This is a genomic window from uncultured Methanofollis sp. (assembly GCF_937919355.1).
Lineage (GTDB): Archaea > Halobacteriota > Methanomicrobia > Methanomicrobiales > Methanofollaceae > Methanofollis.
Genome location: NZ_CALFSA010000016.1, coordinates 1 through 16,855, shown reverse-complemented (window position 1 = coordinate 16,855; position 16,855 = coordinate 1). Strand labels below are relative to the sequence as shown.

Here is a 16,855-nt window from a genome sequence, read left to right as displayed (position 1 = left end):
ATTGCGACGCCGGGGGAAGCACTATAGCCGATCCCCTCCAAGGGAGGAGGGACCATGGACCCGGCGACAGCAGAGATCGGATGGGTCGTCCTGGCGCAGGCATATCTTGGCGGCCTCGAACCCCTGATGCACGCCGCCTCGGCGCTCAGCGTACCCTTTTTCTTCTTCGTGACCGCGGCGGTCTGGTGGTGCGCAAACCCGCGGGCAGGCCTGAGGCTCGGCCTTCTCCTCGCCGTCTCCGGTGGGGTCAATGCCGCCGCAAAACTCTTCTTCCACACGCCGCGGCCGTACTGGTTGAGCACGGATGTGCAGGCCCATGCCACCGAATCCTCCTTCTCCATGCCCTCGGGCCATGCCCAGAATGCCGTCTGTTTCTGGGGGTACGCGGCCACCCTCGTGCGGGAGAGGTGGTTTTCTGCCGCCGCAGTCGGCATCGTCGTCCTCACCGGGATCTCGCGCGTCGTCCTCGGGGTCCACTTTCCAAGCGACGTCATTGTCGGGTGGGTCCTCGGGGCCGCGGTCCTCCTCCTCTTTCTCGCCCTCGAAGGCCCTGCTGAAGCATGGGCCGGGAAATTTTCCCCGGCGAAGCAGGCAGGGCTTGCATGCGCCGGGTCTCTCCTCCTCCTTGCACCGTCGGTAGTCGCCCTCCTCCTGGGGCCGGCCCCGGGGGTCGTGACGGCCGCAGGTCCCTGGGACCTCTCGAATGCCCTTTATGCATCCGGCGCCGTCCTCGGCATCGGCGCCGGGGCGGCGTGGGAGGGGGGGAGGTTCGCGGCCGGAGGCGGTCTCCGGCAGCGGGCGGCGCGGTTGGCCGCCGGGTATGGCGGTGCGGCCCTCATCTGGGCCATAACGATCCCTCTCACGGCGGCCGCACCCGGACCGGCGACATCGGTCGTCGTCTACCTCCAGGCCGCGGCCCTCGGCCTCTGGATCTCGGCCGCCGCCCCCCGCCTCTTCGCCCGCATCGGTATTGCAGGGTAGGGCGGTCTGCAGAAGATTTTCAACAGCCTCAAGCAGGCAGATCTCCGGAAAACGAAGGAATGATCCCTGATACATGAGAGAGAATCCGGCGCGGGGAGAGAAATGATTTAATCCATGATGCTCCTTTCACGGGTATGTTCTGGATGGGGGGGTATGTACCATGACGGCACGAGCGGTCACCACAGGAGCACACCTGCTTCTTCTCGTGGCCCTGCTCTGCATGCCGGCGGGGGTAACGGGTCTACAGGTCGGCGTCGAGGAGGCGCCACCCGACACCGTGACAGAGGGGGAGGTCGTCGACTTCACGATGACACTCTCGGGCATCCCCCCCGCCGCCGACACTGTCATCGTCGACACCGACCTTGTACAGCAGGGAGACACGCCCCTCCTCTCGCCGTCTGGAGGGGGGAACGCCACCAACACCACGCCCGCCACCCTTGCCGTGCCGACAGGGGGAGACGGCCTTTCCATCCGCATCCACGGCCAGGCCCCGACGGTCACGAAGGTCACCCAGTGCGGCGCCGTGACCCTCACCACCTACGACCCGAAAAGGAGCGGCTATGCCTATTACCGGGTGCGGTTCACCGATGACAGGGGGCGTCCCCTGGCGGAGAGCGACACCAGACTCTTTTCCATCGCAGTCGACGCCGTGGACGAGTTCAGGGCCAAACTGAACCAGATATCAGATCCCTTCATGAGGACGTACCTCCAGGACCTCTTCGAGAAGGGCCTTGTCAATGAAGCGAACGCCCTTGCCGACTACGAAATTTCACGCGGCGCAGGGGTGCCGCTCATCTGGACGGTCGGCGGGATCGTCCTCACCGCCGTCCTGGCCCTGATCGCCGGGATATGGATAGGCGGACGGGAATCAGGGGGGAATGAAGAATGAACGGGGCACAACCTTCAGGACCGCCCCTCCAGTTGCCGACAGACCTGACGATCTGCGGACTCGGAGGGTGCGGAAAGAAACTTGTCGGGGAGATCTGCAGGCAGGAATGGTTCCTGCAGCACTATTCCCTGGGCGGCAGGCACCTCTCCGTCTACACGATGGACACCGACGCCAACGAGAGGTATCAGGACGAAAAGCAGCGCGACGAGGTGCTCGGCAGAGTGGAGTCCTTCGGCGGGCGGGGCAACGTCGAATACGAAGCCCTGTACCTCCCGAACCTGGCAAACATCAGTCAGGTCTCCGACCTTGCCGGCCTCGACATCGCCGAGAAGATCAAGGCCACCAAGTCCGAACCGGGGACGAGGGTCTGGTGGCTGAACGACCCGTCCGAGAAAGGTCTGCACTTCGACGAACTCAGGACGATCGACCCCTTCGTCACCGACGACTTCGGCGGCGGGGTGCACAGGCGCCGGGCGATCTCCAAGGCGATCTTCTACAAGGTGATCAACGAGGGCCAGGCCGGCGGCTTTCCCATGTTCTCGACGATGGGGACGACCGCCATCGTCGTCGGCCTCGGCGGCGGGACAGGGTCGGGCATGTTCATCGACCTCGCCCGTTATATCAGGGGGCAGAGGGGCGAGACCGCTCAGATCTGGCTCTTCGTCGTCCTCCCGACCACCGTCGAGGGGGAGAAGGAGCAGTTGAACGCCGCCGTCGCCCTGACAGAACTCGAATACCTCAACCAGACCGAACGCCTCTTCAACTACATCGTGCTCACCTCCCTCGGCCCGACAGGGTACAAAAAGGGAGAGGAGGCCCGTGAGGAGGTGCACGAGTTCGACGCCGTCTTCCCGTACATCTTCACGAACTTCCTCCACCTCGAAAAGGGGGACATCAACATCGGGGACGCCAAAAAACCGTATTCATCGTTCATCCTCGCCGACGCACATATCATCACCTATCCTGTCGAGGCGCTGCGGACCTTCAAAGACCAGTACGAGGTGATCATCGGCGAGATGGAGGAGATCACCGCAAGCAGGAAACGGCTGAACCTGGCGGTCGGGGACCTCCTTGACGAGATCGGGCGGACGAAAGAGGCCCCGCCGACAAGGAGCGACTTCGACTACATCAAAAAGGAGTTCGGCACCATCGAGAAGGTCTGGCGGAACGAGATCGGCAGACTTCTTGACTACCAGACTAACATCGCCGTCGAGTTCTTCATCGAGAACAACATCCCCGCGGAACTCCGCCTGGACATGGTCAGGACATTCGACGACCTTGTCGGGTTCATCTCGCGGGTCAAGAACTTCGCCCAGGCGGTCAAGGAGGAGGAACTGAAGGACGACATCGACAGAAAACTCTTCAGGATCCTGCCCGAGGCCTTCCAGGCCCTGGAGACGACGGCGCGGACCTTCAAGAGGATCGCGGCTATCGAGGACGAGGCGATGCATGCCGCCCTGATGGAGACCCTGAAAGGGAGGGAGGAGGTCGCACCCTATATCCGCGACCTCGCCGCCCGACGGAAGGAGGTGCAGGAGGAGATCCACCTCCTCGACGCGGAGATGCAGGAGAAACAGGGCGACCTTGACCGGATGAACGCCCGCAGGGAGAGCATGGAGAAATCAGCAGACCAGACACTCTCCGGGACAGACATCCTCCTCGACCAGTACGTCACCCTGAAAGAGAAGGTCCAGGCGGTCGAAGGGCCGGAAAAAGGGTTGCAGGAGGCGATCAACAGGGGCATCACGGCCCTCAGGAAAGGGGAGGTGAAGGCCGCGGACAGGGACACCTGGCTCCGGGCCGCGGGGGTCTCCGATGTCCAGCGCGACATCGCCGCCGTCGCCCACGACATCGACGAGAACCTCTCCGGCCTCGCTGACATTGTCGAGGCGGTCGCCCTCTATTACTACCACGACATGCGGGTCAGGAGGATCGAGGCAGGCGGCATCGGGTCGAAGATCATCGGGATCATCAACAAAAAACCGGCACGGGAGAAGAAGAAATACGACGCTCTCCGGAGGGAGAACGAGGAGTTCATCAAGGCGAACGCACGCTACTGGAACCTCAGGATCGACGCCCCCTTCGACCTCTACCTCCCCCCTGACTTCATCAGTTCGAGTCTCAGGAAGAGGGCCGACGAGTTCAGGAAAAAGATCACCGATGCAGTCTTTGCACACGTCCCTGTCGACGACCCCGCAGGGATTGTGGAGATCTTCGAGAGAGGCGACCGCGGCACGATCCGCACCGCCCTCAGGGAGCGCCTTGTCGCCGGTCTCCTCGCACAGGAGCAGTTTTCGGAGAAATACTCGGGGCAGGAAGGGGAGGTGCTGGAGATCAAGAGGCGTCTCGACGCGAAGAAGATGTTCCAGAACGCCCTGATACGCACGGAGGAGGTGGCCGACGGCACATTCCCGCACCGCCGGGACATCAACAGGCACTACAAGGTCTTCTTCTCGACGGTCGTGCGCGTCAACGAGCAGAAGAGCCACGACACCATGACCAAAAAGGGGATGTACATGACGAGGTTCGGGGAGATCAACCCGCGTATTCTCTCCCTGATCCGCGAGGACTCTTCCCTCCGCGACCTGGACTGGGACGACAACGGACGGCGGGAACTGGACAAACTCATCGCCGAGATAACGGCGACCTACAAGCACCTCATCGACAACTACAAACTGGGCATCCACAACCTGATGATCCCGATCAGCGCCACAGAGAGGTGGAACTTCGGGAAGGCGGGGTTGGTGATAGCAACGCCATCTGACTATATCGCACGGACTATCGCCAGTGCCCGTGTCGGCGACCAGATGACCCGCGAGATCAACGAGACTCTCGCCCTGCGGAACATCAACGACTCGCGCCTGGTCACGCACGGCCACGCACGCCCATGGGAGGTCGCCCTCACCTTCGTCGTCGCCGCCGGGTTCCTGGACAATATCTCGCCCCTCATCGCCGGCGGGGGGTACTGGGAGATCTACGAGAAGAACAGGGACAACATCCTCCACCATGTCCTCAGGATGCACGAAGGTGAATATATCACGAGAAAAGCGATCCTGGACCTGAAAGACGCGGGCAAAATGTCGAACCAGGAGAAGAAAGGGGAGAATATATCGGGCACGGTCCTGGGGATGTACACGATCCGGGGGATCAGGGAGGCGCTCCCCAGATGAGGGTGCGCTACAGGGACAGGTTGATCCGGGAGGGGGCCATCGCCGCAGTCGGTCTCGCACTCTCGGGGGCGCTGTTCCTGGTCGTCCCTCTCGCCCTCGCCGGGCCCCTGCCACCCCTCCTGTCATACGCCCTCGGCATCCTCCTCGGCTTTCTCGTCCCGGCATCCTGCGGCCTCCTGATCGAGGAGAGGTCCAGGAAAGGAGGAGAGATCGTCCTTGCGATTGTGGTACCCGTCGCCGTCGCACACTTCGCCGGGGCACCGGCGGCCGCGGCCGTCGCCGCTGGAATGCTCGCCGGCGTGACGGCAACGGCACTCTCCTTCTTCCAGAACCGCTTCGACACCCTTGCCGACGCCGTCCGCCTCACAGCAAAAATCCTCCTGGTCACCCTTGGGGTGTCAGTCCTCCTCCTTGCGTCGTGGGACCGGGCCCTCCTGACGGCCGGCGGGATAGCCATCCTCCTCGCCCTCGGCATCCTTGTGGGGTGGGGTGTCAGGGGTACCGGGGCCTCAGATATCGTCATCCTCGGCCCAACCGGGTCGGGGAAGACCCTTCTTTTCCTCGCCCTGTACACTCTCTTCGTGGGCGAGTTCGCCGGCAGGCGGCAGGAGGTGATACTCGGGCCAGACGAGGAGGCGATGCGGCTCGAAGACCTCCTTTCGGGTCTGGAAGGGGGGCGCCTCCCGAAACCCACAGGGGAGGAGGACCTGGCCTTCTACCTCCTGTCAGGAAAGAAATATGGTTTCGTCCCCATCGAGGCAGGAGTCATCGACTATGCCGGGCGGTACACGACCATGCTCGACCCGGCGCACTATGCAGAGGCCGTCGCCAGGGTCGCCGCCGCAAGCGGGGCCGACGAGGAGAGTGTCAGGGCAAGGTTTGGGAGTTTCAGGTACCTCAAACGGTTGAAGGAGGAGCATGCCGACGCCCTCGCCGGTGTCATGGACGCCGTCGTCGCCGCCTGCCTGTACCGCCGCATGGAGACGGCCGGGAAGATCCTCTTCCTCATCGACGGCGACTATATCGTCGACTTCCACGGGCGGGGGAGGGAGGCGCTGACACACCTCTTCGGTCACTACTCGCGGTTGATGGACCTCTTCGGGGGTGACCGGGCATACGGGTTTGTCGTGACAAAGACCGACAGGGTCAGGCGTATCAAGGACGTCGAAGAGACATCGGAGGAGGCGGCGCGGACCGAGAGGGAGATCTACGACTTCCTCCTCGGGGTCAGCACATTCCACGAGATCCACAACCGCGCTCTCTCTGTCCCGGTCTCCTTCTTTGCGGTCAGTGTCGACGCAATGCTGGAACCCGGAGAGGGGAGGGACGCCCTCCGCCAGATCTATCCCTGGAGGGTGGGTGAGGTCGTGAGGTTCGGGTTCTGAGGGAGGAGATGAAAAGAAGAACAGAGACCGCCGTCGCCATCCTCTTCGGGGTGCTCCTCCTCGCCGCAACCCTGGCCACCGCCCCGCCATGGGGAGGAGGAGGCACCGTAGATGATACACCGGGGCCGTCGACGCCGACACCTCTCCCCACGCCGGCGATGCTTTCAGCCGGCGAGGTCTTCAGGTACACATCGGACGACTTTGAGAACCGGACCTTCACCGTGCCGGTGGACCTGACGACGCCGCCGATGGAGATCGAGTACACCGTGCAGCCGCGGCTGGTCGCCCGGACAGGGGACTCATCCCGCCTCTCCCCCTCGCCGGACTCCTGGTTCGTCGTCAGGGTCTTCGACGGCGAGGGCGACCTTGTCGCAGAGGACGGGTATGGCCTGCCGGCAGGGGAGAAGGGGTCATTCGGCCAGAAAGAAAAAGGAAGCATAACCGTCTACGCGTCAGGGCGGTACACCGTCGACATCAGGTTCAACGAGATGATCGTGGACGTCATCGCCACGCTGGGGGCGTGACGTACACACAGGATCTCAGACCGCGACGGTGCCGAAGACCTGCTCCAAGCGGACCACATATCCGATCACGGCACTCTCCCTGTTCTTCACCATGCGGACCGAGATTTTTGCATTCCTGGACTTCCCGCCGGAAGACTGGACCGCCACCAGATGGGTCTGGTTCAGCATGGCAGTGTGCGTGATGTCCTGGGAATAGGTCAGACTGCTGAATCGGTTGCCCGCCTGCCTGTCCCGCATCTGAAGGACACCCGGGAGAGGTTTCAGGAAAGAAATCCCGTACTCCCTGCCGGTGAGGTGCTCGGCATAGCGGTTCATAAAGATCACCCTGCCGCGAACATCAACGATGATATATCCCTCATCTCCGCTCAGGAGAGAGAGGAACTTCTCCTTCCCCTTCTGGAGGGCGGGGTTGGCGGCACAGTACGCATTGAAGGCCACCTCGATGGTGGCATAGAGGCCGTCCTTTGTGAAGGGCTTGACCACGTAGCCAAACGGATCCGCACCTTTCGCCCGCTCAATGACTTCAAAATCAGTATTTCCGGTCAGGAACACAACAGGGGTGTAGAAAAAATGGTAGACATAGTCTGCGGCATCGATACCGTCGAACTCGGTGCCAAGATAGATGTCCATGAGGACGAGGTCAGGGACTGTCTCTGTAATCTGCCTGAAGGCGTCCGTGACCGTCGAGACCTGGCCGGCGACGTCATATCCCAGTCTCCCGAGCATCATTGCCGTAAAGCCGGAGAGGATGGCATCGTCTTCAACGACCAGAATTTTCTTTTTTGCGCACAACATCATAGGAGGGGACTCGAAAAATCCGTATAGTCATAGGATATTCACCTATTGCACAATATACAGTTTTCGATGTTATGGTTGAGAATATGTCATTTCAAAAGTTCCAGAAACAAAAAATAACCGTAAATGTTGTGATATCCGGGAAAGAACACGAAAAATTGGAAAATAGTAGAGGAATGAGTTCTGCAGAGGGGGGAGGATCAGATCCCGCCCCGTCTCTTCTTCCAGACCTCCAGGAGACCGAAGCACCCGGTGAGCATCATGTCGCCGAAGGGCGACGCCTGATAGGCGTCGGGGAGGAGGCGCTTCCTGTTCGGCCCTGTGACGGCGACCGGTGTCGCACCCGTCGCCTCCCTGACCGCGGCGCCGTGCCCGCCGTCATCGAAGATCTCCTGGTTCGTCAGGGTGCCGTCCTGGAGTTTCCTGATGTAGAGTTTCAGTTTCTCCGGGTCGAGAGAGGAGGTGTGGTGCTCGAAGATGCCAGAGACACGGCCGCCCTTCAGGGTGAAGGCGAGGGTGTGGCCGTTGCCGGCGTTCACGAGCGTGACACCCGTCTCCGCCATCTCCGCGACCCTCGGGTCAAGGAGGGTGCCGATCGCCGCCACAGGTCCTGTGTCGGTGACGAGGGCACCGGGGGCACCTTCAAGGACCGCCTGTATCCGGGACATCGAGGGGTGCGGCGGGTCCGGGGCGAGGGCGAAGAGGTCCCAGTCCCCCTTCTCCAGAAGGTCCAGGAAGACCGCAAAGCGGTGGACGCGGTTGGAGGTCTTCGGCGCGAAACCGTGGTCCTGCACGGCGATCGCGATCCTTTCGGGATAGGGCACGCCGAAGAGGGAGAGGGCCGACCGGAGTTCTTTCTCCATATAGTCGGCAGTCCGCACCGTCACCGCGTCTGCCGGCGCCGTGTCGGTGATGGCGACACCGAGCGCCCGCACGCGGTCGGGGTCGTCGTGGATGGTGAGCGCCGCCGCAGGGGTGGCGCTGACAGGGACGCCAGCAACAAGGGCCTTCTGCACCGCCGTGACGGTCCCGCCGCCGCCCATGCACCTGCCTTCCAGGTGGACGGGACGGCCGGAGCGTGCTGCCTCGCGTATGGCGTTGCCGACGACGACCGTCGGGGAGGGGAGGACGAGTTTGACCGAATTCTCGGTCGGTTGGTCGGGGTCGTAGAGGAGGACGTCCTGCGTCCCCCGTCCCACATCGATCGCAAGAATGCGGCGGTCGCTCATCCTCACGCTCCCAGTTTCCCCTTTGTCAGCGGTTCGCCGTGGTACTCCCTGAAGCGCTTCAGGGAGACGGTCAGGTCGCGGGTGAAGGCGAAGTAGCCGATCTGCGTCTTTTTGCAGAGGTTCATTGCCATGTCATAGAGGCCGCGGGGGTCTGGCCGCGCCTCGCCGAGCCAGATGTGGAAGATGTTGCCGCCGTCGACGATCGGGAAGAAGACGTGCTCGATCTCCATCCTCTTTGTGAGGGGGACGTCGGCGCCCGGTGCAACATGGGTGCCGTTCGTGTAATAGACCGGAAGGTCGCGGGTGTTCCCGCACTCTGCGACGGCCGTCTCGACGTCGCCCTGCATCACAGCCAGGGCCGCATCCCTGAAGCGGTCGTCGAGCATGTCGGCGACGGCGAAGCGCTGGCCCGTCGTCTCCGCAGGCGTCCGGGCGAGGGCGATGGTCATCCCGGTCTTCTCCGAGATCTCGCGGGCATGGAGTTCCATCTCCGTCATCGCACGGACGGCGAGTTTGAATGCCCTCTTGCTCTCGTGGATCTGCTGGCCCGTGTGGTGCTGGACCATCTCGTTCACACCGACGACGCCGATGGTGTAGACAAGACTGTCCAGGTCGACGGCCACCGCACCCCTCTCGCCGGTGTTCGGGTCTTTCGGCCTCTGCATCGCAAAGGGCATCCGGCCGTTCGTCCGGATCGTCTCCATCCACCGTCTCTTGATCGTGAAGACCTCGGCGGCGACGTCCATCAGGGCCCTCAGTTCGGCGAAAAGGCGCTCGTCGTTGCCTTCAGCCTTGAAAGCGGCCCGCGGGCAGTTGACCGAGACGACCTGCCAGGAGCCCATCGAGAAGTGCTTTGAATCCCTGAAATAGAGTTTGTCCTCGAAGGAGGCGTCCTTCTCGATGGTGGAAGAGAACTGGTAGGCGCAGCAGTTGCCGGTGACGATGCCGAGGACGCTCGCGAACGAATGAGTCCCCTCGACCTCGACGAGGTCATAGACATAGCCGTCGTAGTCCTCGGCGGTGATCTTCCCCACCCTGAGAGGGCAGACAGCGGCGGCAGTGCTTGAGGGTTTCTGGAGGAGGGCGGTGCTGACGCTGGCAGAGCCGCCCTCTGTCCCGTACTGAGATGAAAAGGCGGTCGCAGCCGCAAATCTCTTGGCCTGGTCCTGTGAGGGGATCTGACAGGTGTAGGCGGTGAAGGAATTGACCTCGCCGGTCTGCGAGTTCTTTGCGGTCCCGGTACTCTCGCCATAGTTCATCTGGACGCCGAGCCGCGTGGCGAGGAGGACGAGGCGCCGGGCCGCACCTGGTGAGAGGAATATCTTTCTGGACCCGACGGTGCAGATGTTCCCAATGTCGTCACCGGCACATGCCGCACCAAGGTACTCACCGACAAGGGCGGACGGGAGGTTGAATGCGAGGTCAGGGACGGACCTGTCCTGTGTATTCTTCCCGCACCCAAGCGCCTCCATCAGGAGGTAGAGGAGTTTGCTGCTGACGACGACGTCTGTTATGGTCTCTCCGTCTGAGAGCCGCGGCTCAAAGCCGATCTCCCTGATAGAGGAGACAGCGTCTGCGATCCGGGATTCCTCCTTCCTCTCGAAGGATAACCTGACAATATAACGCCTGTCTGTATGGTCGCTGCGCCCTCTGGCAAGGTAATAGCCCAGGAACCGGGCGAGGGCCGGGGTCACCGGCAGGAGCTGGGGGAGAATGGGACGCTTTGCATGGGCGATCCTGACCGATCCGTCCTTCACCACAACGCCTTCTGTACCGGCAAAGAGGGAGGCAAGGTCGACCGTGGCGACATCGGGAATGTCACCGGGGAGAGTGGTCAGCACAGGGAGATGGTCGCCGGCGGCAAGGTCGCCTGCCCTTCCCCTGATATACCGACCGTCCTTCAGGAGATAGACCGGGTGGTCGGGGGTCACCCGCAGACGCCGACCTGATTCGAGGACGATGGAGAGGACCTTCCCCGTGTACCTCTTCCTCATCACACCCAGGAACTCGCGGGGCGAGGCCTCAAGGGTGGTGAAGTCCACCGAGGGCGCCTTCCAGGGGAGGGGTGCAAACTCGGTGCCCGTGTGGTCGACCTGCCTGCCGTTCTTCCGCGCAAGAGCGAAGAGGTCGTCGAGACGACGCACCCGCATCCGGCCCTCTGTGTCGACGACCGGGACGAGTTCGTCGCCAGGGAGGCACTGGTAGCACGAGATCCCCTTCCCGGCCCCGCGGTACGGCGGCAACTGGTTGTCGTAGTAGGGCGTCCCGAACTTGGAGGCGAGTTCAAAGGTGAGCAGGTAGAGGTCGCGGTACGTCGGCAGGTCGGGGTGTTGCCTGTTGAACTCCTTGTCCTCCTCCATGAAGTCGGGCTCGATGGAGATCTCGGGCTTCGGGAAGGAGAAGGGTTTGCCCCAGTAGTCGCCCTCGAGCATCACCTCTATCAGGGCCTTGAAGAGGAGGCGGACCTCGCGCTCGAACTCGCCGTAGGTCCGGAGAGGGGCCTGGGTGCCGTCCCAGACCTTCCCCTTGTACACGCAGGGCTTGTCCCGCCAGAGGGTCGGGACGCCCGGCGAGAGCTGTACCGAGGAGAAGACGAGTTGTCCGCCGCGGGCGACCATCATCTGGGTCATCTCGTAGACGAACATCTGCATCAACTGCTTCATCTCGTCGTACTCCATGCCCTCGAAGTACGGGGACATGAAGGTGAGGAAGTTGTAGTAGCCCTGGCCACCGGCAAAGTTCGTCTGCGCACTCCCGAGGGCCTTGACCGCGTGGAGGACGGCGACCTCGGCGCGTTTCGCCGGACCGGCGACCGATGCCTTCGTGCCGTTGCCGTCGGGCATCAGCCCGTAGTAGAAGAAGTACCGGAGGTCCCAATCTTGACAAAACGGCCGCGATCCAAAGTATTCGAGGTCGTGGATATGGAGGTCGCCCGCCAGGTGGCGGTCGGCGAGTTCCGGGGGGAGCTGGAGGAGGTACTGCTCCTTCGAGATCTTGTCGGCCTTCTTCTTGTGCGAGGTCTCGGCATTCTCCTGGAGGTTGGCGTTGTCGTGGGCCTCGAAACCGCGGCCGACGTCGATGAGGTGGGCGTCGAAGACCGGGGTGCCGACGCGGGTGCAGACGTTCCTGTACTGGACCATCCCCTTCTCCAGGAAGGTCATATTCACGATCTCGCGGATCAGGGGGCCGGAGAGGGAGCGGAGGCCCAGTTTCCTGATCCTCTCCTCGACCTCCTTTGCGATCTCCGCAGCCTGCTCGGGCGTCGCCCCGGCATAGCCGTAGAAGTTCTCGACAAGTTTCGTCTCCTTCTCGATCTGGGCGATGATCTTCGACCTGTCCCACTCGAATATGTGGCCCTCAGACGACCTGACCTTGGGGAGAGGGGGGAGGAAGACGCCGTCAAGGGTTGCCTGGCGGGACGGCGAAGATCCGGGGTTGCCCTTTCCGGACGTGCCGGGGCCCTGCCTCTTCTGTGTCTCCACCGTCACTCACCCGAGGCAATCCGGTCGACGACGTCCTCACGCAGCAGACCCTTCTCGAAGAGGTCTGAAGAGGTGTAAAAATCGTCTTCGCCGCGCTGCAGGACAGGCGCTTCGCTCACAAAGACACCGTTCACCCGGAGTTCGGTGAGGGACTCGGCCGAGGACATGTCCTCCTCGACAAAGGGATAGCCCCGTGCCGTGAGATAGTCCTTCAGGAGTTCGCAGTGCGGACAGCATTCAAGAGTATATACGATGAGTTGTGGATAATCAGCCATGAAAACACTACTCCCACGATCCTGGTTCAGGCGATCGGTTCAGCCCGTATAGTATCGGGACGATCCCATATGGATTGATCCCACAGGATGGAAAGACCTTCACTGTCAGAGGGAATCAAGGTTATGATTTGTGCGATGGTGCTTTGTAGCATGGTTGCGATATAGTGGAGATACTATGGTGCGGGCTTTTGTCGCGATCGAACTCTCCGACGAGGTCAGGGAGGGCCTGCGCGCCGCGCAGGACCGGCTCCGCATGAGCACGGCCAGGTTGAGCCTGGTGGACCCGGCGCTGGCGCACATCACGCTCAAGTTCCTCGGCGAGGTGGAGGAGGAGCGGATCGGAGCCGTGAAGGACGCCCTGCGCAGGGTGAAGGGGAGAGCATATGCCCTGACAGTCGGTGGCGTCGGCGGGAACAACCCCAGGCGGCCGCGGGTCGTCTGGTGCGCGGTGGACGACGGGGGAGAGACCGTGCGTCTTGCCGACAGGGTCGAGAAGGCCCTCGGGCCTCTCGGTTTCCCGCGGGAGAAGAGAGCCTTCACGCCGCACGTCACCCTGGCGCGGGTAAAGGAGTTCGACCCGTCCCTGCTTGAGGTGGTCCGGGACCTTGCCGAAAAAGGGACGGGCACCTGTACGATCGACCGTATCACCCTGAAAAAATCGACCCTGACTCCGAAAGGCCCGGTCTACGAGACACTGCTGGAGGTGCCTCTCGGTGAGGAGTGAGATCGAGGAGAGGGTGCTCTCCCGGATCAGGCCAGGGCCGGGAGAGGAGGAGGAGATCCTCGGCGTCGCGGAGGAGATCATCGACGCAGTCAACCGCTCGGGGAGGGCTGAGGCTATGCTCGTCGGGTCGGTGGCGCGGGGCACCTGGGTGCGGGGCGACCGCGACCTCGACATCTTCATGCTCCACGACCCGGCGCTACCGCGGGAATACCTGGAGGAGGAGGGGCTTGCGCTGGCACGGGACGTCGCAAAAAAGTTCGGTGAGAGCTGGCGGGAGAAGTACGCCGAGCACCCGTACATCAACGCAACAATCCGTGGCCTCGACGTCGACCTGGTCCCCTGTTATAAGGTGGCGAGCGGGGCCGAGATCAGGAGCGCGGTGGACAGGACGCCCTTCCACACCCGGTATATCAGGGAGAGGATCAGGCCGTTCGTCGACGACGTCCTCCTGCTGAAACAGTTCGCAAAGGCGGGCGGGGTCTATGGCTCTGACCAGATGACAGAGGGCTTCGCGGGTTATCTCTGCGAACTTCTTGTCCTGCACTTCGGCGGTTTCACGCCCCTTGTGACGGCGGCGGCGCGGTGGAAACCGGGCCTCTTCATCGATATCGAGCACCACGCCCTGCGCGAGTTCACGGAACCGATGATCGTCGTCGACCCGGTGGACCCGAAGAGGAATGTGGCGGCGTCTGTCTCGATCTCCCAGATGTTCTCTTTCGTCGAACTCTGCCGGGGGTACCTGGAGAGGCCGGCGGAGTCGTTCTTCTTCCCGCCCCACCGCAAGGCGCTCGACAGGGAGGGCTTTGCCGCGGAACTCGCACGGCGGGGGACGAAGATCTGTGCGGTCTCCTTCGCGACGCCGCCCTTCATCCCGGACGTCGTCGTCCCGCAACTCCGCCGGAGCCTGGACGGTATCCGCGCCCTCCTCGAACGCTCGGGCTTTGTGGTGAACAGGGCCGAGGAGGCGATGGGGGAGAAGAGGTGCATCCTCGTCTTCGAACTCTTCTGCGACGAGATGCCGGGGGTCGTGCGGCACTTCGGCCCGCCTGTCTGGAGCCGCGAGAACGCGGCGAAGTTCGCCGCAAAGTGGCGTGAAGAGGAGAGGTTTGCCGGGCCGTACATCGAAGACGGTCGTTATGTCGTCGAGATCGCCCGGAAGTACACGCGGGCCGCCGACCTCCTGCGGTCGCCCGAGGTGCTCGGCGTGGGTCTCGGCAAGCACGTCAAGAAGGCGATGGACGACGAGTGGCAGGTGCTCGAAGGGACGGCGTGCTGGGACGAGGAGTTCGCCGCCTTCCTCACGTCATTCCTGTGGAAGGAGACGGCATTGACAGGGATACTGCGAGGGAGAAACTGAGAGGAGTTAGGGAGACGTCCGACCAATGAGTCTCTGGTGAAAGTATCTTTTTTTGGAGAAAAGAACATGGGGAGATCTCATTCCCGATTTAATCTCGCCTCCAGATGAAAAGAGGGATTTCCACTTCCATTCTTACTTCCAGAGTCTCTCCAGAGGAGGGAGAAAGTAATCCTCCTCTATCCTAATATAGGGGGTCCGGGGGCCCCCGATGGAGAGCGCCGATCCAACGCCTTCCCCATAATCTAGACTGGGGGACTGCTCGAAGACTTCGTCTTCTCGTTGCCCCCAGACCCCCGAATCAGGATAGGAGCAGGGAAGACAGAACAGGGGACCTGAGGAGAGGACTACTCTCCCCCTGCCTATCCTGTACCGGGGAGTCGGGAAAGGGCGAACACGAGATCCTGAGGCGGAATTTCCATACCTCCGCTTATCCCGATGGCAGGCAAGAGTTCACGCCGTATGCCTGCTCTCGTCTCTGACGACTGCGGAGAGCACCAGCGAGAGTACCGAGAGGATGATCCCGATACAGATCGTGAGATGGAACCCGGAAAGGAAGGTTGCGGAGTCAAGGTCGGTGAACGCCACAGAACCGCCGGCGGCGGTTGCGAAGGTGAAGAGCGTCGCATACAGGGCAGTCCCGAGGACGCTGCCAAGGTAGATGGTGGTGATCATGAGCGAGGACCCGGTCCCCTCCTCGCCGTCGGGAGCGTTTTCAATGATCCTGCTCGAAGCAGGCCCGCCGACAATCCCGAAGGCGGCGCCCATCAGGACAAGGGCGATGAGCAGAGGGACAACCCCTGCTTCCGGGACAAATGTGCTGAATATACAGTTAAAAACAATAATCAGCAGGCACGCGGCGACAACAAACCACCTGCGACCGTACCTGTCAGACAACCTGCCGAAGGGGATGCCGAGGAGGGCGGTGATGAACGGGGGGATCAGGAGGTACATGCCGCTCGTCGCCATGCTGAACTCCATTTCTGCGGAGAGATAGAAGGGCAGGAGGTACAGCACCCCCATATATACGACATTGATAAGCAGAAACGCGGTCAGGACGGATGAGAACTGCCACCTGCCGAAGACGCGGATGTTGATGAGGGGCGCTGGCGTCTTCAGTTCCCTGAGGATGAAGAGCGACGCAAAGAGGACGCAGAGTGCTGCGGAGGCGAGGATCAGCGGGTCGTTTATGCCGAGGGCCGCGACTTCCTCCAGCGCGAAGATGCCGGAGACCATCGTCCCGAAGAGCAGCGTGGCTCCGGCGAAGTCGAACTGCGTCCTGTTCTCTCCAGGACGGTCTGCCGGGATGACCCTGCAGGCGAAGAGGATGCCGATGATCCCGATCGGGATGTTGATCAGGAAGATCCAGTGCCAGGAGAGGTAGTGGGTGAGAATCCCTCCGATAGCAGGCCCTGCGGCAAAGCCGATCGAGTTCGTGGCGGTGAGGACGCCAAGAGCGATGCCGAGCATCCGCGGTGGGAGGCACCTGACACAGAGGAGCGGCGCAACGGCGGCGATCATGGCGGCGCCTATCCCCTGGACGATCCGCGAGGCAAAGAGGGCGTTGAGGGCGGGGGAAACGCCGCAGGCGGCGGATGCAAGGGTGAATACGACCAATCCACCGATGAAGATCTTTTTCATGAGACCGCGGTCTGCTATCTTCCCGAAGACGACGAGGAGACCTGCCATCATGAGAAGATAGGTGATGATGACCCACGCGATCGTCCCTACATCGGTATTGAAGTCTGCGGCGATTGTGGGGAGGGCGACGTTCACGATCGAACCGTCGAGTCCGTCCATAACTGTCCCGAGAGCGACCGCCCCGAGGAGGAGTTTCTGGTGGAGGGGGTCAGTGATTACCGATGTCATTAAATTATAGCGTAAAGTGGAGAATTTCATATATTTTTAGGCAAAATCAGGTTTTGCCCGAAAAATGCAGTGATTATATCTCCCTGCATGGACAGGGAGCGCATGGGTCTGGCCGGGGTCAGGTGCTCTCCTCGACCACGCCCTCCAGGAAGTTCCCGAGGATCCGGCCGGAGGCGCA

The 16,855-nt window shown here is 62.1% G+C and carries 12 protein-coding genes; 7 read left to right on the top strand and 5 right to left on the bottom strand.

Annotated features, from left to right (window positions below; translation table 11 throughout):
* The first annotated feature begins 54 nt into the window (after positions 1-54).
* The 5 genes from Q0520_RS00855 (at position 55) to Q0520_RS00835 (ending at position 6,949) form a co-directional block, all read left to right on the top strand.
* The gene (locus tag Q0520_RS00855) at positions 55-981 is read left to right on the top strand and encodes a phosphatase PAP2 family protein (RefSeq protein WP_298665450.1); all 927 of its coding nucleotides are present in this window, start codon (positions 55-57) and stop codon (positions 979-981) included.
* Positions 982-1,141: 160 nt separating this feature from the next.
* Positions 1,142-1,870: a hypothetical protein gene (locus Q0520_RS00850; protein WP_298665448.1), complete on the top strand. Its 729-nt coding sequence runs from the start codon at positions 1,142-1,144 to the stop codon at positions 1,868-1,870.
* The gene (locus Q0520_RS00845; protein ID WP_298665446.1) at positions 1,867-5,040 is read left to right on the top strand and encodes a tubulin-like doman-containing protein; all 3,174 of its coding nucleotides are present in this window, start codon (positions 1,867-1,869) and stop codon (positions 5,038-5,040) included. Before Q0520_RS00850 ends, Q0520_RS00845 begins: the two co-directional genes overlap by 4 nt.
* Complete coding sequence (locus Q0520_RS00840) at positions 5,037-6,425, top strand: hypothetical protein (RefSeq protein WP_298665444.1); 1,389 nt, start codon at positions 5,037-5,039, stop codon at positions 6,423-6,425. The genes Q0520_RS00845 and Q0520_RS00840 overlap by 4 nt, the downstream gene beginning before the upstream one ends.
* Before the next feature lie 8 nt (positions 6,426-6,433).
* A complete protein-coding gene (locus Q0520_RS00835) occupies positions 6,434-6,949 on the top strand; it encodes a hypothetical protein (RefSeq protein WP_298665443.1) in 516 nt (171 codons plus the stop codon).
* 15 nt (positions 6,950-6,964) lie between these two features.
* Here Q0520_RS00835 and Q0520_RS00830 read toward each other — a convergent pair whose 3' ends face one another.
* The 4 genes from Q0520_RS00830 to Q0520_RS00815 form a co-directional block, all read right to left on the bottom strand.
* Complete coding sequence (locus Q0520_RS00830; RefSeq protein ID WP_298665440.1) at positions 6,965-7,747, bottom strand: response regulator; 783 nt, start codon at positions 7,745-7,747, stop codon at positions 6,965-6,967.
* Positions 7,748-7,944: 197 nt separating this feature from the next.
* Positions 7,945-8,973 carry a DUF1786 domain-containing protein gene (locus tag Q0520_RS00825; protein ID WP_298665438.1) on the bottom strand — a complete coding sequence of 343 codons (1,029 nt, stop codon included), beginning with the start codon at positions 8,971-8,973 and terminating at the stop codon, positions 7,945-7,947.
* Between the two features lie 2 nt (positions 8,974-8,975).
* Entirely contained in the window at positions 8,976-12,134 is a 3,159-nt protein-coding gene (gene nrdD / locus Q0520_RS00820) for an anaerobic ribonucleoside-triphosphate reductase (protein WP_298665530.1), read from the bottom strand.
* 323 nt (positions 12,135-12,457) lie between these two features.
* Positions 12,458-12,730, bottom strand: coding sequence for a glutaredoxin family protein (locus Q0520_RS00815; protein ID WP_298665436.1), 273 nt, complete (start codon positions 12,728-12,730; stop codon positions 12,458-12,460).
* 175 nt (positions 12,731-12,905) lie between these two features.
* On the opposite strand from Q0520_RS00815, the gene thpR reads away from it, so the two are divergent.
* Positions 12,906-13,454: an RNA 2',3'-cyclic phosphodiesterase gene (gene thpR / locus Q0520_RS00810; RefSeq protein ID WP_298665433.1), complete on the top strand. Its 549-nt coding sequence runs from the start codon at positions 12,906-12,908 to the stop codon at positions 13,452-13,454.
* A complete protein-coding gene (gene cca / locus Q0520_RS00805) occupies positions 13,444-14,811 on the top strand; it encodes a CCA tRNA nucleotidyltransferase (RefSeq protein WP_298665430.1) in 1,368 nt (455 codons plus the stop codon). Before thpR ends, cca begins: the two co-directional genes overlap by 11 nt.
* A 450-nt stretch (positions 14,812-15,261) precedes the next feature.
* Here the strand turns inward: cca and Q0520_RS00800 are convergent, their stop codons facing one another.
* Positions 15,262-16,677, bottom strand: coding sequence for an MFS transporter (locus Q0520_RS00800; protein ID WP_298665427.1), 1,416 nt, complete (start codon positions 16,675-16,677; stop codon positions 15,262-15,264).
* Between the last annotated feature and the right edge of the window lie 178 nt (positions 16,678-16,855).

What these genes read in the sequence shown, in the direction of transcription:
- Q0520_RS00825 (WP_298665438.1), bottom strand. Translation starts at nt 8,973, where the DNA reads ATGAGCGACCGCCGCATTCTTGCGATCGATGTGGGACGGGGGACGCAG.
- nrdD (WP_298665530.1), bottom strand. Translation starts at nt 12,134, where the DNA reads ATGACCTTCCTGGAGAAGGGGATGGTCCAGTACAGGAACGTCTGCACC.
- Q0520_RS00800 (WP_298665427.1), bottom strand. Translation starts at nt 16,677, where the DNA reads ATGACATCGGTAATCACTGACCCCCTCCACCAGAAACTCCTCCTCGGG.
- Q0520_RS00845 (WP_298665446.1), top strand. Translation starts at nt 1,867, where the DNA reads ATGAACGGGGCACAACCTTCAGGACCGCCCCTCCAGTTGCCGACAGAC.
- Q0520_RS00840 (WP_298665444.1), top strand. Translation starts at nt 5,037, where the DNA reads ATGAGGGTGCGCTACAGGGACAGGTTGATCCGGGAGGGGGCCATCGCC.
- thpR (WP_298665433.1), top strand. Translation starts at nt 12,906, where the DNA reads ATGGTGCGGGCTTTTGTCGCGATCGAACTCTCCGACGAGGTCAGGGAG.
- Q0520_RS00855 (WP_298665450.1), top strand. Translation starts at nt 55, where the DNA reads ATGGACCCGGCGACAGCAGAGATCGGATGGGTCGTCCTGGCGCAGGCA.
- Q0520_RS00830 (WP_298665440.1), bottom strand. Translation starts at nt 7,747, where the DNA reads ATGATGTTGTGCGCAAAAAAGAAAATTCTGGTCGTTGAAGACGATGCC.
- Q0520_RS00835 (WP_298665443.1), top strand. Translation starts at nt 6,434, where the DNA reads ATGAAAAGAAGAACAGAGACCGCCGTCGCCATCCTCTTCGGGGTGCTC.
- Q0520_RS00850 (WP_298665448.1), top strand. Translation starts at nt 1,142, where the DNA reads ATGACGGCACGAGCGGTCACCACAGGAGCACACCTGCTTCTTCTCGTG.
- Q0520_RS00815 (WP_298665436.1), bottom strand. Translation starts at nt 12,730, where the DNA reads ATGGCTGATTATCCACAACTCATCGTATATACTCTTGAATGCTGTCCG.